The sequence below is a fragment of the Variovorax sp. Soil_C_39 genome, assembly GCF_057656815.1.
Genome location: NZ_JBDGJQ010000005.1, coordinates 389,978 through 409,556, shown reverse-complemented (window position 1 = coordinate 409,556; position 19,579 = coordinate 389,978). Strand labels below are relative to the sequence as shown.

The window sequence follows — 19,579 nt, the reverse complement described above, 5'->3', positions numbered from 1 at the left end:
CGCCTCCCCCCACTGGGGGGCGCACCCGGCGGCCCGGCGAAGCCGGTTCCGCGGGTGCGCTGGCTCAATACGGCGATCAGTTCGAGCGCTTCGGCAACGCGTAAGCAATGACGCTGTCCCCGGTCTTCGTTCCAAGCGAGCCGTGCCCGCCCGCGGCCACCACCACATACTGCCGCCCGTCGCTGCCGCGATAGCTCATGGGCGTGGCCTGTCCGCCCGCCGGCAGGCGGCTGCGCCAGAGCTCCTTGCCGTTGGTCACGTCGTAGGCGCGCATGTAGTAGTCGAGCGTGCCCGATAGAAAGGCCACGCCGCCGGCCGTCATGAGCGGCCCGCCGAGGCTCGGCACGCCCATCGCGAAAGGCAGCGGCAACGGCGAACTGTCGCGCACGGTGCCGTTCTTGTGCATCCACACCACGCGGCCGGTGCGCAAGTCGGCACCCGCCACATAGCCCCAGGGCGGTGCCTGGCAGGGCAGGCCAAGCACCGAGGTGAACGCGCGCAGCTGCACCGCGAAGGGCGCGCCGAAGTTCTCGTTGAGCGCGGGCAGGCTGTCGCTCGGCCGATCCTTGCCCTGCACGTAGAGCGTGGTGTCGTCGGCGCGCGGGATCAGCTTCGACACGAAGGCCAGCGACGCCGGCGTGGTGAAAGCGAGCTGCCGCTGCGGATCGACCGCGATGCCGCCCCAGTTGAAGACACCGAAGTTGCCCGGATAGATGAGCGAGCCCTGCGTGGACGGCGGCGTGTAGCGGCCCTCGTAGCGCAGCCGGTGGAACGAGATGCGGCAGGCGAGCTGGTCGAACACCGTGCCGCCCCACATGTCGGCCGGCGTGAGCGCGGGCGGATCGAACGACAGGGCCGATACCGGCTGCGTGAGCGATGTGTGGTCGCCCTCGGCCGCGCCCTGCGGCGCGGGGCGCTCATGGACCTTCACCACCGGTTCGCCGTTGCGCCGGTCGAGCACGAACAGCTCGCCCTGCTTGGTCGGCTGCACCAGCGCGGGCACGGTGTCGTTGCCCACGCGCAGGTCGATGAGCGTGGGCTGCGACGGCACGTCGTAATCCCACAGGTCGTGGTGCACGGTCTGGAAGCTCCAGCGCACGCGGCCGGTGGCCAGGTCGAGCGCCACCACCGCGGACGAATAGCGCTCTGCGCCTTCGGTGCGATTGCCGCCCCACTGGTCGGGCGGCTGGTTGCCCATGGGTACGTAGACCATGCCAAGCGCCTCGTCCACGCTCGAGATCGACCAGCTGTTGGGCGAGTTGGCGGTGTAGGTGCGGTCGGGCGCAATGGGCGCGGTCTCGTCGGGGTTGCCCGCGTCCCAGTTCCAGACCAGTGCGCCGGTGTCGATGTCGAAGGCCCGGATCACGCCCGAGGTCTCCTCGGTGGAGACGTTGTCGAGCACCGTGCCGCCTACGATGATGAGCGATTTCGTCACCACCACCGGCGAGGTCGAGTAGTACGCGCCGGGCTTCACGTTGGGCATGTTCTTCCACAGGTCGATCTGCCCGCTGCCGCCGCCGAAGCGCATGCAGGGCTTGCCGCTTTCGGGGTTCAGCGCAATGACGCGGCCGTCGGCCGTGGGCATGAAGAGCTTGGCATCGCAGTCGGCGCCCGCGCTGGCTGTGGCGTCAGGGCGCACGGCGCTGCCGGGGTCGTAAGACAGGCCGCGGCAGGTCAGGTGCTGCAGCGCGAGCGGACGCCGGATCTCGGGCGTGTAGCGCCAGAGCTGCTCGCCCGTGGTGGCGTTCAGTGCCACCACCGACTGGTGCGGCGTGCAGAGAAAGAGCCGCTCACCGATCTTCAGTGGCGTGACCTCGAAGGTCGTCTCCTCCGGATCGCCGGGCTGGCCGCGCACGTCGCCGGTGCGAAAGTGCCACGCCTCCTCGAGCTGGCCGACGTTGGCCGGCGTGATCTGGTCGAGCGCCGAATAGCGCTGGCCCATGCCGGTTCCGCCGTAGGCGGTCCAGTCGTCCGCGGGCGGGGCCGGGCTGCCGGCAGCTGCGGCGACGGCCGGCGCGGCAGTTGCTGCGGGCGGCGTGGCCGTGCCTTCGATGCGATGCGGATGGCGCGTCATGGCCACCACTGCGGCAGCCAGGAAGACCAGCAGCACGACGCCGAGAAAGCCGCGCGCGGGCGCCACGCCCGCGGTGCTGCGCCGTGCCAACGCACGCGCGACCCAGGGCGTGAGCAGGAACGCGCCGATGACGAAGAACACGTCGCCGCGCGCCGCGAGCGGCCACCAGTCGAAGCCCACTTCCCACAGCGCCCAGCCGAGCGTGAACGCGACCACGATGGCGTAGACCCAGAGGCCGGCGCCGCCGCCGCGCGGCAGCAGCAGCGCCGCCACGAGCAGCCCCAGCCCCGCGACGAGGTAGTACCACGAGCCGCCGAGCATGACGAGCCAAGCGCCGGCGGCTGCAAGGCCGAGGCCGGCCAGGCCGATGACCACGGCCGTGGCAATTAGCAACGCCGACCGCCTGGTGTGTGGCGGTTCGGATGTGGAAGAAGACGCACGGGGATGCACAGCAGTGTCGGTCATGGCGAGGCGCTTTCGATGCCAGGCGCGAGGGCGGGGCGCGCCATTGATGGACACCCCAGACTAGGTAAAGCACAGGGCCTTGTGCGTAGGCCGACCGCGCAATTGTGCGCGGATGGCTGCTCAGGCCGGCGCAGCGATGCGTGCGGCGCGGGCCCGGCGCGCACGCGCATCGGGCTGGAGCGGCCGCAGGTACTCATGCAATGCGAGCGCCGCGGCGCCCACGGCCGCGGCCAGCTCGCCGTAGCGCGCAATGCGCAGCGCGGGCGCGGGCATGCCGGCCGCCTCGGCATGGCGCTGCACCTGCGCGAAGGCGGCCTCCGCGAAACGCGCGTCGCCGGTGCACGACTTGCCGCCGAGCACGATCGCGCGCGGATCGAAGGTGACCCACAGGTTCTGCAGCAGCACGCCGAGAAAGGCGCCCGCCTGCGCCACGCCGGGCGCTTCGCGCTCGAGCGCGCGCGATCCGAAGAACGCCTCGGCGCAGCCGTTGCGCCCGCACGAGCAGCGCGGCCCATCACGCTGCAGGATGGTGTGACCGATCTCGCCTGCCATGCCCTGCGCACCGGTGAAGAGCCGGTCGTTGAGCACCACGCCCGCGCCCACGCCCACGTCGCAGCTGACGAAGATCAGCGGCTCGCCGCCGTCGCCGCTGCCATCGCTTCCGAACTCGTACTCGCCGAGCGCTGCGGCGTCGGCGTCGTTCTGCAGCTGCACAGTGACGCCGGGCAGCTTCGCCTCGGCCAGCGCCTGCTCGAGCGCGGGCAGCAGGCTCACGTTGCGCCAGCCGAGGTTGGGCGCGAAGCGGACCACGCCGGTGCAGTCGTCGACCGCGCCGGGCACGCCCACGCCGATGCTCGACAGCTGCAGTCCGGCCTGGCGCAGTTGCCGGTGCGCAGCGGCAGCCATGCGCGCAACCTGCGCACACACGCCGGCCGGCGCGCTGTCGGCCAGCGCCTGGCGCTCGGCATGGAGCACCTCGCCCTGCAGCGACACGCAGGCCAGGCGCACCGTCTCGACCGCGATCTCCACGCCCATCAGCGCGCGCACGCCGGTGTTGATGCGCAGCGGCGTCGAAGGCCGGCCGAGCCCGTCGGCCGCGATGGCGCCGGCTTCGCTGAGCCAGCCTTCGTCGAGCAGCTCGCGCACCAGCAGGCTCACGGTGGACTTGGTGAGCCCGCTCGCACCCGACAGCCGCGCGCGCGACAGGCCGGGCTGCGCGCGCAGCAACCGCAGCAGCACGCTGCGGTTCATGCGCTTGAGCAGCTGCTGGTCGCCGATGTTCACGGAGCCGCTTCCACGGGAGGGCCAGGGTTCACCGCGGGGCCTGTTCCTTTCCCTCGGGGCGCTTGCCGGCAATGATCATGCCGAGCACCTCGTCCTCGGTGACGTCGGCGGTGCAGTAGGTGCCGACCAACCGGCCGTTCTTCATCACGGCCACGCGGTCGCTGAGCGCGAACACGTCGGGCATGTCGTGCGTGATGAGGAAAATGCCCACGCCATCGGCCTTGAGCTGCTTGACGAGGCCGCCGACCATCGCCGTCTCTTCCGGGCCGAGCGCGGCGCAGGGCTCGTCCATGATGAGGATGCGGGCGTTGAAGTACAGCGCACGCGAGATCGCCACCACCTGCCGCTGGCCACCCGAGAGCCGCCGCACGGGCGTGCGGATGTTGCTGAAGTTGCGGTTGAGGCGCTGGAACACCTTGCGCGCCTCGACCTCCATGAAATGGTCGTCGAGCGTGTTCCAGCGCGTCATCTTCTCGCGGCCCAGGAACAGGTTCGCCACCGCGTCGAGGTTGTCGGCCAGGGCCAGCGTCTGGTAGATGGTTTCGATGCCGAGCGCCTGCGCTTCGGAGGGGGTGCGGATCTGCACCGTCTCGCCCGCGACCAGCGTCTCGCCCGCATCGACCGGGTAGGCGCCCGCGAGCATCTTCATGAGCGTGGACTTGCCCGCGCCGTTGTGGCCGAGCAGCGCGACCACTTCGCCGGCATGCAGGTTCACGCTCACGCCGTCGACGGCCTTCACGCCGCCGAAGGCCTTGCGGATCTCGCGCAATTCGACGAGCGGCCGGGATGTATCGGTGGCCATCATGTCAGTTCTCGCCGAACCTGCGGCGGTACAGCACGTCGAACACCACCGCCACGATCAGCACCTGCCCGATGATCACCATGCGCTTGCCGATCGGCACGTCGAGCAGCAGCATGCCGCTGTCGAGCGACTGCATGATCAGCGCGCCGAGCACCGAGCCGAAGATCGAGCCGGTTCCGCCCGCGAGCGCCGTGCCGCCGATGACGGCCGCCGCGATCACATAGAGCTCCATGCCGGTGCCGAGCGAATTGGTGCCCGCGTTGAGCCGCGCGATCGACACGATCGCTGCCACCGTGACCAGCACCGCGAGCAGCGCGAACAGCATCAGCGTGACGCGCTTGACCGGAATGCCCACCAGCGCCGCCGCATCGGGGTTGCCGCCCATCGCGAACACGTAGCGGCCGAAGCGCGTGCGGTGCACGATGAACGACAGCACCACGGCGACCACGGCCCAGATCAGCACCGGGATCGGCAGGCCCTGCGGCGCGTCCTTGGAGGCGATCTGGTAGCTGTTCATGACCGCCGCGAACCCGAGCACCACCGCCGCCGGCACGGCCGTGAGCAGCAGCGCAAGCCAGAGCGGCTCGTTGGGCATGCCGTGGTGCGCGCGTGCGCGGCGCTTCTGCAGCATGCGCGCAAACAGCACCAGCGCCACGAAGCCCGCGAGCGCCCATGTGGCGGCGGTACCGATGCCGCCGTCGTAGCCGCCGCCCAGGCGCTGGAAGAACTCGTCGTTCACCGGCTGGGTCTTGCCGTCGGCCACCAGGAACGCCGCACCGCGGAACGACATCAGTCCGCCGAGCGTGACGACGAACGAGGGCACGCCGAGCATCGCCGTGAGCCAGCCCTGGTAGATCGAGACCAGGAGCGCCACTGCGAGCCCCGCGAGGCAGGCCGCGGGCCACGACCAGCCCGAGGTGTACTGCAGGTAGGCGATCAGCACGCCGACGAAGCCCATCACCGAGCCGACCGACAGGTCGATGTGGCGCGCCACGATGACCAGCACCATCACGGTCGACACGATGCCCACCACCGCCGTCTGCTGCGCCACGTTGTAGAGGTTCTCGGGCGACAGGAACACGCCGCCCGAGAGCATGTTGAAGACCACGCCCATCGCGACCAGCAGCACGCTCATCAGCGCCAGCCGCAGGTCGATGCCGGTGCGCCGCCAGAGGCCCGGCGTCGTTGGATCGCCCATCTGCCTGCTTACTTGCAGGCGGCCGGCGCGTTGGCCGCGGGCACACCCTTGCAGAGTTCGTCCTTCTTGATCCAGCCGGCCTTGACCACCACGTCGAGGTTGTCGCGCGTGATCGGCACCGGCGTGAGCAGGCGCGACTGCAGCGCGATCTTCTTCGGCCCGGCATTCCAGGTCGCGGCCTTCTCGGCCGGCTTGCCCTGCGACAGCGCGATCGCGGCATTGGCGGCCTCGCGGCCGAGTTCGCGCGAGTCCTTGAAGATGGTCGCGGTCTGGGTGCCGAGCGCAATGCGGTTGAGCGCCGCGAAGTCGGCGTCCTGGCCCGACACCGGAATGCCGCGCAGCCCCTTGGCCGTGAGCGCCGCCACTGCGCCGCCCGCGGTGCCGTCGTTGGCCGCCACCACGGCATCGACCTTGTTGCCGACCTTGGTGAGGATCTGCTCCATGTTCTTCTGCGCGACCTCGGGCTTCCAGCCCTCGGTGTATTCGTCGCCCACGATCTTGATGTCGCCCTTCTTCACCGCGGCATCGAGCACCTCCTGCTGGCCTGCGCGCAGGAAGTCGGCGTTCGGGTCGCTCGGCGAGCCTTTGATGATCACGTAGTTGCCCTTGGGCTTGACCTTGAACACCTCGCGCGCCTCCATGCGCCCGACCTCGACGTTGTCGAAGGTGATGTAGAAGACGCCGGGCGCCTCGATCAGCCGGTCGTACGCCACCACCGGCACCTTCTGCCGCGTGGCCTTGGTGACGGCGGGCAGGATCGCGTCCTTGTCCATCGCCAGCACGATCAGCGCCTTGGCGCCCTTGGCCATCAGGCCCTCGATGTCGCCGAGCTGCTTCTCGGGCGAGCCGCCCGCGTCGGCGCTGATGTACTTGGCGCCGAGCTTCTCGAGCTGGGCCTTGATCGCGGCCTCGTCGGTCTTCCAGCGCTCTTCCTGAAAGTTGGACCAGCTCACGCCGACCACGGTCTGCGCCAGCGCGCTCGCCGCAGTGAGGCCGAAGGCCATGGCGGCCAGGGAGTGCTTGAGGTGCATCGGTGTCTCCTTGGGCGCGCGCCCAACAATGTAAGAAATTAGTTAGTTCGACCGACGAATTAACTATCCCATCGTGCGGAGGTGCTGGGCACCCGGGAATTCCCGGGGCGGCGGTGCCCGGTTTTCGGGCGCACGCCAACTTTCGTTTCATCGAAATCGGTGATGCTCAGCAACGAAACATATCGTTTTCATTCATGCCTTGCGCTGCGTAGAGTTTCGGGTTTCCGCATTCCACACAGGAGCCGAACCATGCACCCCTCCCCCGCCCGCATTCCGTTCCACCTGGCTTTTCCCGTGCGCGACATCGCCGAAGCCCGCGCCTTCTATGGCGGGCTGCTCGGCTGCCCCGAAGGCCGTAGCGCGCCGGAATGGGTGGACTTCGACTTTCACGGCCACCAGATCGTGGCGCACCTCGCGCCCGACGAATGCGGCCACAAGGCGCATGGCGCGGTCGACGGGCACGCTGTGCCGGTGCGGCACTTCGGCGCCATCCTCCCGATGGACCAGTGGCAGGCCCTGGCCGACAGGCTCGCGGCACGCCACGTCGAATTCATCATCGAGCCCTACATCCGCTTCAAGGGCGAGCCCGGGGAACAGGCCACGATGTTCTTTCTCGATCCCTCGGGCAATGCGATCGAGATGAAATCGTTCGCCAACCTCGATGCGCTGTTCGCGACCTGAGGCGCATCGATCATGCATGTCGATCGATCCTTGAGTCGGGCATCGATCCTTGCGATGCTCGGTGGATGATCAGTGAACTCAAGACCTTCATCGCCGTCTGCCGCCACGGCACCTTCGTCGCGGCGGGCGAGCGGATCGGGCTGACGCAGTCGGCCGTCAGCAGCCAGATCAAGCGGCTCGAAGACTCGCTCGGCTTCGCGCTCTTCGACCGGACCGGCCGCTCCGCCACGCTGAATGCGGCCGGGGAGACCACGCTGGCGCGTGCGGTGGAGATCTGTGCCCTGTACGACCGTCTCGGCGAGCCTCCGGCGGACGATGGTGCAGAAGGCGGGCTGCTGCGGATCGGCGCCATTGCCTCGACCCAGTCGACGCTCCTTGCGCGCGCACTCGCGAAGCTGCGCAAGGCTGCGCCGTCGCTGCGCGTGCACGTGTCGCCGGGCGTGTCGATGCGGCTGATGGACGACCTCGACGCGGGCACGATCGACGCGGCGCTGATCATCCGGCCGCCCTTCGGCATGCCGCCGGAGTTGCGCTGGCAGACGCTGGTGCGCGAGCGCTACGTGCTCGCCGCACCGGAGGCACTGCCGGGAAGGGACTGGCGACGCCTGCTGCAGGAACAGCCCTTCCTGCGCTACGACCGCGCCTCTTTCGGCGGGCGCATGGTCGAGCGGTTCCTGCGGCGCGAGGGCATCGCCGTCAACGAGTCGATCGAGGTCGACGAGATCCCGGGACTCATCCACATGGCAGCCAAGGGGTTGGGCGTGGCGCTCGTGCCGATGGTCGAGGCGCACCTGCCGTTGCCGGGCGGCATGCGCACGGTCTCGCTCGGCCAGGCCACCTTCCACCGCGAGGTCGGCCTGCTGCAGCGCGCGCCGCAGTCCAGCCCGGCCGTGGTGGGCCGGCTTGCGCAATGCCTGCAGGAGGCAGTGCGCAAGGGTTCGGCGGCAGCGGGCCGCAACAGCAAGGGCACGGGGTAAGCCCGGTTTCGCCACCTCGTCACGCTTGATACGATTTTTGCCGCAACGCCGGTCCCACAGGCGCTGGAGACAAGATGGACAAGCGCAACGACATCCCCGCCGGCGAGGCGCTCTACCGAACGATGGTGCGCATCCGAGCGTTCGAGAATGCCGCCGAGACGGCCAGCCAGGGCGGCGTGAGCGCCTATGGCCAGGAAGCCGCCGGCAGCGCGCATGTGCGCGGGCCGCTGCACCTGTCGACCGGCCAGGAGGCGGTGCCCGCGGGCGTGTGCGCGCACCTGCGCACAAGCGACTACCTCACCTCCACGCACCGCGGCCACGGCCACACGCTCGCCAAGGGCGCCGACCTCTCTCGCATGATGTGCGAGCTGTTCGGCAAAGCCTCGGGCTTCAACGGCGGCAAGGGCGGCTCGATGCACATTGCCGACTTCTCGGTCGGCATGCTCGGCGCCAACGGCGTGGTGGCCGCGGGCCTGCCGATCGCCGTGGGCGCGGCGCATGCGCAGAAGCTGCTGGGCGCGGTGGACGGCGGCATCACCGCCTGCTTCTTCGGTGACGGCGCGATCAACCGCGGCCCGTTCCTCGAAGCCCTGAACTGGGCGCGGGTGTATGCGCTGCCCGTGCTCTTCGTCTGCGAGGACAACCGCTGGAGCGCCACCACGGCAAGCGGGCCGATGAGGGCCGGCGACGGCGCCTCGGCGCGCGCGGCGTCGATGGACATCGCGGCCACGCAGGTCGACGGCAACGACGTGTTCGCGGTGCACGAGGCCGCGGCGGCGCTGGTGGGCGAGGTGCGCGGCGGCGGCGGGCCGCGCCTGCTGCATGCGCTGACCTACCGCGTGAAAGGGCACGTGTCGGTCGACGTGGCGGCGTACCGCGACCCGGCCGAGCTGGCCGCGGCGCTCGAGACCGATCCCATCGCGCGCGCCCGCGGCCGGCTGCTCGCGGCCGGCGTCGATGCGGCCGTGCTCGACGCGATCGAGAACGCGGCGCGCGACGAGGTCGCCGCCGCGCTGGCCGCGGCCGACGCGGCGCCCTGGCCCGAGCCCGGCGCCGCATTCACCGACGTGCAGACCACCGGAGCCGGGCAATGGCATTGACGATCGACAAGCAGGAACTCAGCTATTCGGAGGCCGCGGTGCGCGCGGTGGCGCGCGAGATGCAGGCCGACGCCCGCGTGGTGGTGCTCGGCGAGGACGTGGGCCGCGGCGGCATCTTCGGCCAGTACAAGGGGCTGCAGCAGCGCTTCGGCGAAGGCCGCGTGATCGACACGCCGATCAGCGAGGCCGCGATCATGGGCGCCGGCGTCGGCATGGCGCTCGCGGGCCTGCGCCCGGTGGTCGAGATGCGCGTGGTCGACTTCGCGCTCTGCGGCATGGACGAACTCGTGAACCAGGCCGCCAAGAACCGCTTCATGTTCGGCGGCCAGGGCCGCGTGCCGCTGGTGGCGCGCATGCCGGGCGGCATCTGGGATGCGTCGGCCGCGCAGCATTCGCAATCGCTCGAAGCCTGGTTCGCCCACCTGCCGGGGCTGGTGGTGGTGTGCCCCTCGACGCCGCAAGACAACTACAGCCTGCTGCGCGCGGCGATGCAGTGCGGCGATCCGGTGGCCTACATCGAGCACAAGACGCTCTGGGGCCTGCGCGGCGAGGTCGACGAAGATCTGGCCGTGCCGCTCGGCCTGGCGCGCCGCGTGCGCGAAGGCGATGCGCTCACGCTCGTGAGCTGGAGCCGCCAGATGCAGGCCTGCGCCGCCGCCTGCGAAACGCTGGCGGCCGAAGGCATCGCGGTCGACCTGATCGACCTGCGCACCCTCTGGCCCTGGGACCGCGAGACGGTGCTCGGTTCGTGCACGCGCACCGGGCGCCTGCTGGTGGTGCACGAGGCGGTGCAGGTGGCTGGCTTCGGCGCCGAGATCGCCGCGAGCGCCGCCGAGGCGACGGGCTGCCGCGTGGCGCGGCTCGGTGCGCCGCGCATCCCGGTCGGCTATGCTCCGGTGCTCGAGGCCGCGTCGCGCGTGGGCGCCGAAGCCATCGCGGCGGCGGCGAGGAAGCTGGTCGGCCAGGGGCGCTGAACAGGCCCGTGGCGCCGTGGACCCGCTGTTCTTCAAGCTGGTGCGGGTGGTCAACCTGACCGCGCGGCCCTTTCATGAGCGCGTGGGGCGCGAGCACCAGCTCACGCTCAACGAATGGCGCGCGATGGCAGTGCTCGGCGCGCAGCCCGGGCTCACCGCCACGCAGGTGGCCGAACTGACGGGGCTCGACAAGATGGCCGTGAGCCGCGCGCTCGCGGGCCTCCGGCGCCACAAGCGCATGCAGCGCCACCACGACCCGACCGACCAGCGCCGCGCGCGGCTTCACCTCACGGCGGCCGGCAAGGCGCTGCATGCCATCGTGAGTGCGCTGGGGCGCGAGCGCGAGGCCGAGCTGTTCGCGGGCGTGTCGGGCGACGAGCTGGCGCGGCTCGACGCCACGCTCGACAAGCTCGTCGCGGCCGTGCAGCGCGCCGGTTGATCAGGCCGCGAAGCCGCCGTCGATGTTGAGGCTGGCGCCGGTCACGAAGCCCGCCTCGGGCCCTGCGAGGTAGGCCACCATCGCGGCGATCTCTTCGGGCCGCGCATGGCGCGCCACGGCCATCAATCCGTGCATCGCGGCGGCGTTGGGGCCATCGACCGGGTTCATGTCGGTGTCGACCGGACCTGGCTGCACGTTGTTGACCGTGATGCCTCGCGGTCCCAGGTCGCGCGAGAGGCCCTGCACCAGGCCCTTGAGTGCCGACTTGCTCATGGCATAGGCACTGAAGCCGGGCCAGGGCGCGCGCTCGGCATTGGTGCTGCCGATGTTGATGATGCGGCCGCCCTCGCCCATGTGGCGCACGGCGGCCTGGGCCGCGACGAACACCGCGCGCACGTTGACCTGCCAGGTGCGGTCGAAATCGGCGAGCGGCATGTCGTCGACGGTGCCGGGCAGGAAGACGCCGGCATTGTTGACCAGCACGTCGATGCGGCCGAGCCGGCGCGCGGCATCGTCGATGCCCGCGGTGAGCGCGGCGGCGTCGGCGCTGTCGATCTTGAGCGCCAGCGCGCGGCCGCCCTCGGCCTCGATGCTGCGCACGAGCGCCTCGGCCGGGCCGGCCGAGCTGGCATAGCTGAAAGCGACGGCCGCGCCGTCCTGGACGAGCCGGCGCACGATGGCGGCACCGATGCCGCGCGAGCCGCCGGTCACGAAAGCGGTCTTGCCCGAAAGGGGCCGGGAAAGGGTCGAATTGGGAGCCATGTGGATTCCTTGTTTTGTGAATGGACAGGCTCAGTTTGGGCATTCGATTACCTTTGCGGTAGCCCATAATCAGCGCAATCAGATTCAACCAAGGGTTGAAAAATAGCGTGATGGCGCCCCCTCTCAACCACCTCGAATCCTTTGTGCAGAGTGCCGATAGCGGCAGCTTCTCGGCCGCGGCGCGGCGGCTCGGGCTCACGCCGGCCGCCGTCAGCAAGAACGTGGCACGGCTCGAGGCCAGTCTCGGCGTGCGGCTGTTCCAGCGCAGCACGCGACGCCTCACGCTGACCGAAGGCGGCGAGCGCTTCCTGCGGCAGATCGGCGGGGCGCTCGCGACGCTGCAGGACGCGGTGGCCGGCATCACGCACCAGGACGGCCAACCCGCCGGCACGCTCAAGGTCAGCATGGGCCAGGCCTTCGGCCGCGAGCATGTGCTGCCGATGATGGGCGACTTCCTGGCACGCTATCCGGCGATCCTGCCCGACTGGCATTTCGACAACCGGCAGGTGGACCTCGTGGGCGAAGGCTTCGACGCGGCGATCGGCGGCGGCATCGAGCTCCCGCCCGGGCTGGTGGCGCGCGAGCTGGCGCGCATCCATGTGGTCGCGGTGGCCGCGCCCGCCTACTTCGCGAACCGCGCCCTGCCCGCGGAGCCGGCCGACCTTGCCCAGCTCGATGCGCTGGTGCGCCGCTCCTCGCCGACGGGCCGCCTGCGCAGCTGGACGCTGCAGCATGCCGATGGCCGCCGGGCCACGGTCGAGCAGCCGCGCCCGCGCGCGATCTTCAACGACCCGGAGGCGATCGCGCATGCCGCGCTCATGGGCCTGGGCGTGGCGATGCTGCCGATGCCCTTCGTCGAGCGCGGCCTGCGAAGCGGCGCGCTGGTGCGCCTGCTGCCCGCCTGGCACTTCGACGCGGGCGCGCTGTGGCTCTACTACCCCAGCAAAAAGCTGCTGCCCGCCAAGACGCGCGTGTTCATCGACTTCATCCTGGAACGCTTTCGAAGCGAAGGCTTCGCCGCGCGCATGCACGCGGCCTGAAGAAGAATTTCCCACCGGACGCCCGGGGTTTTACCTGCGGCGCCTGCCATCGTTAGCCTGTACAAACGCCGTATGACTTTTTCATTCAAACCGACCCGCCGCGCTGCACTTGCAGCCTCCGCCGCAGCCGTAGCAGCCCTCGTGGCCATGCCCTCGTGGGCCCAGGGCACCTGGCCCACCAAGCCGGTGCGCATCGTCGTGCCCTTTGCGGCCGGCGGCACCACCGACATCCTCGCGCGCGCCGTGGCGCCCGAGCTCTCGAAGGCCTTCGGCCAGCAGTTCATCGTCGACAACCGTGCCGGCGCCGGCGGCAACGTGGGCGCCGAGATCGTGGCTCGTTCGCAGAACGACGGCTACACGCTGTTGATGGGCACCGTGGGCACGCACGGCATCAACCGGGCGCTCTATCCCAAGCTGGCGTTCGACCCGATCAAGGACTTCGCGCCCGTCACGCTGGTGGCCGCGGTGCCGAACGTGATGGAGATGAATGCCGAGAAAGCGAAGGAACTGAACATCCGCAACGTGCAGGATTTCATCAAGTACGCCAAGGCGAACCCGGGCAAGCTCAACATGGCGTCGAGCGGCAACGGCACCTCGATCCACCTGGCGGGCGAACTCTTCAAGAGCATGACGGGCACCTTCATGGCGCACATCCCGTACAAGGGCTCGGGCCCGGCGCTGCTCGACATGGTGGCCGGCAACGCCGACGTGATGTTCGACAACCTGCCTTCATCGATGGCGCAGATCAAGGGCGGCAAGCTCACCGCCCTGGCCGTGACCAGCGCGCAGCGCTCACCGGCCCTGCCCGACGTTCCGACCGTCGAAGAGGCGGGCGGACCGGCACTCAAGGGCTTCGAGGCGAGTTCGTGGTTCGGCCTGCTCGCACCGGCCGGCACGTCGCCCGAGATCGTGAACCGCATTCAGCAGGAAGTGGCGAAGTCGCTCGCCACGCCGGCCATCAAGGAGAAGATGCTCGCCCAGGGCGCAATCCCGAGCGGCAACACGCCGGCCGACTTCACGAAGCTGATCGCCAGCGAGCACGTGAAGTGGGCAAAGGTCGTGAAGGACTCCGGCGCGAAAGTGGACTAAGGACACCCCCCGAAGCGGCTCACTTCGTGTAGCCGCCTCCCCCACTGGGGGGCGCACCCAGTGGCCCGGCAAAGCCGGTTCCACGGGTGCCCTGGCTCAGGCCGCGGCTTGCGCGGCGCGAGGGCCTTTTTCCCGCGTCAGGTCGTCCAGGTGACGTCCTTTTGCTCGGCGAGTGAATCCTTGAGCATGTGAAGCAACGGGGCCGCGCGCTGGTGCAGGCCGACATGCTGCTTTTCGGCATCGTCGTCATGGCCTTCGACGACGTGGTCGTCATGGTTGTGCGCATTGCCGGACTCGCGGGCCACAGCGGACTCCAGTGCGGCAATGGCGGCCGGGATCTGTTCGACAGTGATGACGCCCTGGGGCGCAGCCGGCTTGCCGACGACGTCGAGCAGTTGGCGCGCGTGCGCCTCGAGCATCACGAACTCCGGCGTGGCGCGGGACTGGAATCGATAGAGCATGCAGGTCCTTCCTTGATCACTTGTAGATGTAGTCACGGGCAAAAGGGTACACCGATTGCGCGCCGCGCAGCGCGCCGCGGTCGACCTTGCCGTCGGGCCGGGTGGAAAGCATCTGGTGCAGCGAGATCCAGCCCTGCTCGAAGCTCATCGCCGAACCCGCGAGATAGAGCCGGTAGGCGCGCACGATGCGCTCGGCATTCTCGCCCTGGCGCCCACCGGTTCGCCTGAGCACCTCGAGCGCGGTGTCGAGCTGCGCCTCGAGCGCATCCGACCAGGCCCAGAGCGTGCGCGCATAGTGCGGACGCAGGCTTTCGGTGTCGACCATCTCGAGGCCCGCGGCAGCCGTTTCGCGCAGCACGTGCGTCACGTGCAGCAGCTCGCCGCCCGGGAAGATGTACTTCTCGATGAAGTTGCCCATGCCCGCCCCGAGCTGGCGGTAGTCGAGCTGGCCCGAGGTGATGCCGTGGTTCAGCACCAGGCCGCCCGGCTTGAGCAGTGCGTAGACCTGGCGAAAATAGGTCGGCATGTTGGCCGAACCCACGTGCTCGAACATGCCCACGGATGAGATCTTGTCGAAGGGCGCGTCGAGCGGAAGCTCGCGGTAGTCGCGCAGTTCGACGCGCACGCGATGCTGCAGGCCTTTTTCTTCGATCAGCCGCTGCACGTGCGCATGCTGGTTCTTCGACAGGGTGATGCCGGTCGCGTCCACGCCGTAGTGCTCGGCCGCCCAGAGCAGCAACCCGCCCCAGCCCGAGCCGATGTCGAGGAAGCGCTCGCCCGGCTGCAGCATCAGCTTGCGGCAGATGTGGTCGAGCTTGGCCTCCTGCGCCTGAGCAAGCGTGAGGTCGGGCGTTCGGAAGTAGGCGCACGAATAGACCCGGCGCGGGTCGAGCCACAGCGCGTAGAAATCGTCGGAGACGTCGTAGTGGAACTGGATCTGCTCCGCGTCCTTGTGGAGCGAATGCGAGCCGCGGGACTTGGCGAGCCGCAGCAGGCGGGTCCACCAGATGGTGTCTGTTTCGGCCGGGTTGCCCGGCAGCATGCCGACTGTCGCATCGATGATGTCGCGCATCGCGCCTTCGATCTGGACCTTGCCCTCCACATAGGCCTCGCCGATGGCGCCCACTTGGCGCGCGGCGAGCTGGGCCAGGGCCGACCACTCCCTGAATGCCAGGGTCACACGCGACCCCGGTTTGGAAACCCTGCGCCCGTCAGGCAATTCAAGTGCGATAGGCACCGGCAGCGACGCAAGCTGCGACTCGATCTTGGGTATCAAGCTTTGCATGGTGCGCCATGGTATTGATTTTTTGATTCTTTTGCATGCAGTTGCCCGCGCCAGCATCACGGATGAGTGCACCGATTGACAGCAGATTGTTTATGCCTAAACTATTCAACCATGAACAGCCTTGCCCCCGGCGCCTCTGCCGCCCCCGCCATGGACCTCCAACGCATCCTGTGCATCGGCGGCGGCCCCGCCGGCCTGTACTTCGCGCTGCTGATGAAGGCACGCAACCCCGCACTCGAGATCACCGTGGTCGAACGCAACCGGCCCTTCGACACTTTCGGCTGGGGCGTGGTGCTCAGCGACCAGACGCTCGCCAACCTGGCCGCCGCCGACACGGACACCGCGGAGCTCATCGGCAACGAGTTCCACCACTGGGACGACATCCAGGTGTTCTTCAAGGGCGGCCAGGTGCGCTCGGGCGGCCACGGCTTCTGCGGCATCGGGCGCAAGCGGCTCTTGAACATCCTGCAGGAGCGCTGCCTCGCGCTTGGCGTGCAGCTGGTCTTCGAGACCGACGTGGCCGACGACCAGGCCATGGCCGCCAAATACAACGCCGACCTGGTGATCGCGAGCGATGGCCTCAACAGCCGCATCCGCCAGCGCTATGCCGATGTGTTCAAGCCCGACGTCGACCTGCGCAACTGCCGCTTCGTGTGGCTCGGCACGCACCAGACCTTCGACGCTTTCACCTTCGCCTTCGAAGAAACCGAGCACGGCTGGTTCCAGGCGCACGCCTACCAGTTCGACGACAAGACATCGACCTTCATCGTCGAGACGCCCGAGGCCGTATGGAAGGCCCATGGGCTCGACCAGATGGAGCAGCCCGAGGCCGTCGCCTTCTGCGAGAAGCTGTTTGCCAAATACCTCGGCGGCCATGCGCTCATCAGCAACGCCACGCACCTGCGCGGCTCGGCCAACTGGATCCGCTTTCCGCGCGTGGTGTGCGAGCGCTGGACGCACCGCATCGACGTCGAAGGCCGCTCGGTGCCCGTGGTGCTGATGGGCGACGCGGCGCATACGGCGCATTTCTCGATCGGCTCGGGCACCAAGCTCGCGCTCGAGGACGCCATCGACCTGGCCGATGAGTTTGCCGCGGGCGGCACGGTCGACCATGTGCTCGAAGGCTACGAGGCGCGTCGCAGCGTCGAGGTGCTCAAGATCCAGAATGCCGCACGCAACTCGACCGAGTGGTTCGAGAACGTGCCGCGCTACACCGGCATGCAGATCGAGCAGTTCGCCTATTCGCTTCTCACGCGCTCGCAGCGCATCAGCCACGAGAACCTGCGACTGCGCGACACCGCCTGGCTCGGCGGCTACGAGCAGTGGCTGGCGGGCGGCAAGCCGACGCTGCCGATGCTGTTGCCCTACAAGGTGCGCGGCCTCACGCTGAAGAACCGCATCCTGGTCTCGCCGATGGCCACCTACAGCGCGGTCGACGGCGTGCCGCAAGACTTCTTGCTGGTGCACCTGGGCGCACGCGCGCTCGGCGGTGCCGCGATGGTGTTCGTCGAAATGACCAGCCCGACACCCGAAGGCCGCATCACGCCCGGTTGCACCGGCCTCTACAACGACGCACAGCAGGCGGCGTTCCGGCGCATCGTCGACTTCGTGCACGCGCAATCGAGTGCGAAGATCGCGATCCAGATCGGCCATAGCGGCGCCAAGGGCTCGACGCGCGTGGGCTGGGAAGGCACCGACGAGCCGCTCGAGAGCGGCAACTGGCCGCTGCTGTCCGCCAGCGCCGTGGCCTACGGCGACCAAAACCAGCTGCCGGCCGAAATGACCCGCGCGCAGATGGACGAGATGCGCGAGCAGTTCGTCGCCTCCACCCGCCGCGCGGTCGAATGCGGCTTCGACTGGCTCGAACTGCACTGCGCGCACGGCTACCTGCTGTCGTCCTTCATCAGCCCGCTCACCAACCTGCGCACCGACGAATACAACGGCGGCATCGAGGCGCGTTGCCGCTATCCGCTCGAGGTGTTCCGCGCCATGCGCGCCGCCTGGCCCGAGGACAAGCCGATGAGCGTGCGGATCTCGGCGCACGACTGGGCGCCGGGCGGCAACACCGATGCCGAGGCAGTGGCGGTGGCCCGGCTCTTCAAGGAAGCCGGCGCCGACTTCATCGATGTGTCGTCGGGACAGACCACGCGCGCCGCCCAGCCGGTGTACGGCCGCATGTACCAGACGCCGTTCGCCGACCGCATCCGCAACGAGGTCGGCATCGCGACCATCGCCGTCGGCGCGATCACCGAGGCCGACCAGGCCAACAGCATCATCGCGGCCGGGCGCGCCGACCTCTGCGCGATCGCGCGGCCGCACCTGGCCGACCCGGCCTGGACGCTGCACGAGGCCGCCAAGCTGCAGAGCCGCGACGTCGACTGGCCGAAGCAGTACCTGAGCGGGCGCGACCAGATGTACCGCGAGATCGCCAAGCAGCAGCAGATGGCTGCGGCGGCGAATGCCGCGATCGCCGCGCAGAACGCCGAAGAGACCCTCTGATATGACGCCCCCACGCTCATCGCTTCGCGTATCGCTTCCCCCCGAGGGGGCGCGTCAGTGCCTACGGGCGGCCGGGCGGCACTGACATGGACCTCGAAGCACGCGCCCACAGCGAGCACCCCGAGGCCCTGCGCCTCTGGCTGCGGCTTCTCACCTGCACCCAGTTGGTCGAGAAGCAGGTGCGCAATGGCCTGCGCGCGCAGTTCGCGACCACGCTGCCGCGCTTCGACCTGATGGCGCAGCTCGAGCGCGCGCCCGATGGCCTGAAGATGAACGAGCTCTCGCGCCGCATGATGGTGACGGGCGGCAACGTCACCGGCATCACCGACCAGCTCGTGACCGAAGGGCTGGTGGAGCGCGTCGACGTCGAGGGCGACCGCCGTGCCTGGCGCGTGCGGCTCACGCCGCGCGGACGCAAGCTCTTCAACGAGATGGCCGAACAGCACGAGGACTGGATCGTCGATGCCTTCGCGGGCCTCAGCGGCAAGGAGATCGCGCAGCTTCACAAGCTGCTCGGCAAGGTCAAGCAACACTCACAGAACCCATTGGTGGAGACCGAATGAAGCACTACATCGGCGCAGGCAATCCCATGCGCGCGCAATTCGAGGCCAAGGCGGCCTATACCGCGAAGCACTTCGCCTGGCACTGCGAGAACGGCGTGGGCACCGTCACGCTGAACCGCCCCGAGCGCAAGAACCCGCTGACCTTCGACTCGTACGCCGAACTGCGCGACCTGTTCCGCGCGCTGGCCTACGCCACCGACGTGAAGGCGATCGTGGTCACCGGCGCAGGCGGCAACTTCTGCTCGGGCGGCGACGTGCACGAGATCATCGGACCGCTTACCGGCATGCGCATGCCCGAGCTGCTCGAGTTCACGCGCATGACGGGCGACCTGGTCAAGGCGATCCGCGCCTGCCCGCAACCCATCGTGGGCGCGATCGACGGCGTGTGCGCCGGCGCCGGCGCGATGATCGCGCTGGCCTGCGACCTGCGCTACGGCTCGCCGGCCACGCGCACAGCCTTCCTCTTCACGCGCGTGGGCCTCGCGGGTGCCGACATGGGCGCCTGCGCGCTGCTGCCGCGCGTGATCGGCCAGGGCCGCGCGTCGGAGCTGCTGTTCACCGGCCGCGCGATGACCGCGCAAGAGGGCCATGCCTGGGGCTTCTTCAACGCGCTGCACGAAAGCGATGCGCTGCTCGCGGCCGCCACCAAGGTGGCGCGCGACCTTGCCGAAGGCCCGACCTTCGCGCATGGCATGACCAAGACGATGCTCGCGCAGGAATGGTCGATGACGATCGACCAGGCGATCGAGGCCGAGGCCCAGGCGCAGGCGATCTGCATGCAGACCGAGGACTTCCGGCGCGCCTACGAGGCCTTCTCGGCCAAGCAGAAGCCGGTGTTCGGTGGGGACTGAAACC

Annotated in this window: 18 protein-coding genes; 10 read left to right on the top strand and 8 right to left on the bottom strand. The window is 69.2% G+C overall.

Features of this window, described 5'->3' with window-relative positions; genetic code table 11:
• Nucleotides 1-76 precede the first annotated feature (76 nt).
• From AC3A6J_RS16250 to xylF, 5 genes are all read right to left on the bottom strand, one after another.
• Nucleotides 77-2,539 carry a membrane-bound PQQ-dependent dehydrogenase, glucose/quinate/shikimate family gene (locus tag AC3A6J_RS16250; protein ID WP_487860991.1) on the bottom strand — a complete coding sequence of 821 codons (2,463 nt, stop codon included), beginning with the start codon at nucleotides 2,537-2,539 and terminating at the stop codon, nucleotides 77-79.
• A gap of 120 nt (nucleotides 2,540-2,659) precedes the next feature.
• Nucleotides 2,660-3,823 (bottom strand): ROK family transcriptional regulator, encoded by a 1,164-nt coding sequence (locus AC3A6J_RS16245; RefSeq protein WP_487860990.1) that lies wholly within the window; start codon nucleotides 3,821-3,823, stop codon nucleotides 2,660-2,662.
• 28 nt (nucleotides 3,824-3,851) lie between these two features.
• The gene (locus tag AC3A6J_RS16240) at nucleotides 3,852-4,628 is read right to left on the bottom strand and encodes an ATP-binding cassette domain-containing protein (RefSeq protein ID WP_487860989.1); all 777 of its coding nucleotides are present in this window, start codon (nucleotides 4,626-4,628) and stop codon (nucleotides 3,852-3,854) included.
• Between the two features lies 1 nt (nucleotide 4,629).
• Nucleotides 4,630-5,823: a sugar ABC transporter permease gene (locus AC3A6J_RS16235; RefSeq protein WP_487860988.1), complete on the bottom strand. Its 1,194-nt coding sequence runs from the start codon at nucleotides 5,821-5,823 to the stop codon at nucleotides 4,630-4,632.
• Between the two features lie 8 nt (nucleotides 5,824-5,831).
• Entirely contained in the window at nucleotides 5,832-6,854 is a 1,023-nt protein-coding gene (gene xylF, locus AC3A6J_RS16230; protein ID WP_487860987.1) for a D-xylose ABC transporter substrate-binding protein, read from the bottom strand.
• Nucleotides 6,855-7,103: 249 nt separating this feature from the next.
• Here xylF and AC3A6J_RS16225 point away from each other — a divergent pair, with 249 nt between their 5' ends.
• The 5 genes from AC3A6J_RS16225 (at nucleotide 7,104) to AC3A6J_RS16205 (ending at nucleotide 11,025) form a co-directional block, all read left to right on the top strand.
• Nucleotides 7,104-7,535 (top strand): VOC family protein, encoded by a 432-nt coding sequence (locus AC3A6J_RS16225; protein ID WP_487860986.1) that lies wholly within the window; start codon nucleotides 7,104-7,106, stop codon nucleotides 7,533-7,535.
• Between the two features lie 65 nt (nucleotides 7,536-7,600).
• Nucleotides 7,601-8,512: a LysR family transcriptional regulator gene (locus tag AC3A6J_RS16220; RefSeq protein WP_487860985.1), complete on the top strand. Its 912-nt coding sequence runs from the start codon at nucleotides 7,601-7,603 to the stop codon at nucleotides 8,510-8,512.
• 74 nt (nucleotides 8,513-8,586) lie between these two features.
• Complete coding sequence (locus AC3A6J_RS16215; RefSeq protein ID WP_487860984.1) at nucleotides 8,587-9,612, top strand: thiamine pyrophosphate-dependent dehydrogenase E1 component subunit alpha; 1,026 nt, start codon at nucleotides 8,587-8,589, stop codon at nucleotides 9,610-9,612.
• On the top strand, nucleotides 9,603-10,586 hold the full coding sequence (locus AC3A6J_RS16210; RefSeq protein ID WP_487860983.1) for an alpha-ketoacid dehydrogenase subunit beta: 984 nt from the start codon (nucleotides 9,603-9,605) through the stop codon (nucleotides 10,584-10,586). Before AC3A6J_RS16215 ends, AC3A6J_RS16210 begins: the two co-directional genes overlap by 10 nt.
• A 16-nt stretch (nucleotides 10,587-10,602) precedes the next feature.
• A complete protein-coding gene (locus AC3A6J_RS16205; RefSeq protein ID WP_487860982.1) occupies nucleotides 10,603-11,025 on the top strand; it encodes a MarR family winged helix-turn-helix transcriptional regulator in 423 nt (140 codons plus the stop codon).
• Here AC3A6J_RS16205 and AC3A6J_RS16200 read toward each other — a convergent pair whose 3' ends face one another.
• On the bottom strand, nucleotides 11,026-11,787 hold the full coding sequence (locus AC3A6J_RS16200; RefSeq protein WP_487860981.1) for an SDR family oxidoreductase: 762 nt from the start codon (nucleotides 11,785-11,787) through the stop codon (nucleotides 11,026-11,028).
• A 110-nt stretch (nucleotides 11,788-11,897) separates the two neighbouring features.
• On the opposite strand from AC3A6J_RS16200, the gene AC3A6J_RS16195 reads away from it, so the two are divergent.
• Together AC3A6J_RS16195 and AC3A6J_RS16190 are read left to right on the top strand one after the other, a co-directional pair.
• Entirely contained in the window at nucleotides 11,898-12,827 is a 930-nt protein-coding gene (locus AC3A6J_RS16195) for a LysR family transcriptional regulator (RefSeq protein ID WP_487860980.1), read from the top strand.
• 72 nt (nucleotides 12,828-12,899) lie between these two features.
• A complete protein-coding gene (locus tag AC3A6J_RS16190) occupies nucleotides 12,900-13,916 on the top strand; it encodes a Bug family tripartite tricarboxylate transporter substrate binding protein (protein ID WP_487860979.1) in 1,017 nt (338 codons plus the stop codon).
• 137 nt (nucleotides 13,917-14,053) lie between these two features.
• Here AC3A6J_RS16190 and AC3A6J_RS16185 read toward each other — a convergent pair whose 3' ends face one another.
• Both AC3A6J_RS16185 and AC3A6J_RS16180 read right to left on the bottom strand, forming a co-directional pair.
• On the bottom strand, nucleotides 14,054-14,377 hold the full coding sequence (locus tag AC3A6J_RS16185; RefSeq protein ID WP_487860978.1) for a DUF1840 domain-containing protein: 324 nt from the start codon (nucleotides 14,375-14,377) through the stop codon (nucleotides 14,054-14,056).
• Between the two features lie 16 nt (nucleotides 14,378-14,393).
• Nucleotides 14,394-15,662: a class I SAM-dependent methyltransferase gene (locus tag AC3A6J_RS16180; protein WP_487860977.1), complete on the bottom strand. Its 1,269-nt coding sequence runs from the start codon at nucleotides 15,660-15,662 to the stop codon at nucleotides 14,394-14,396.
• 150 nt (nucleotides 15,663-15,812) lie between these two features.
• On the opposite strand from AC3A6J_RS16180, the gene AC3A6J_RS16175 reads away from it, so the two are divergent.
• From AC3A6J_RS16175 to AC3A6J_RS16165, 3 genes are all read left to right on the top strand, one after another.
• Nucleotides 15,813-18,161, top strand: coding sequence for a bifunctional salicylyl-CoA 5-hydroxylase/oxidoreductase (locus AC3A6J_RS16175; RefSeq protein ID WP_487860976.1), 2,349 nt, complete (start codon nucleotides 15,813-15,815; stop codon nucleotides 18,159-18,161).
• Between the two features lie 86 nt (nucleotides 18,162-18,247).
• Nucleotides 18,248-18,724 carry a MarR family winged helix-turn-helix transcriptional regulator gene (locus tag AC3A6J_RS16170; protein ID WP_487860975.1) on the top strand — a complete coding sequence of 159 codons (477 nt, stop codon included), beginning with the start codon at nucleotides 18,248-18,250 and terminating at the stop codon, nucleotides 18,722-18,724.
• A complete protein-coding gene (locus tag AC3A6J_RS16165; protein WP_487860974.1) occupies nucleotides 18,721-19,575 on the top strand; it encodes an enoyl-CoA hydratase family protein in 855 nt (284 codons plus the stop codon). Before AC3A6J_RS16170 ends, AC3A6J_RS16165 begins: the two co-directional genes overlap by 4 nt.
• Nucleotides 19,576-19,579 lie beyond the last annotated feature (4 nt).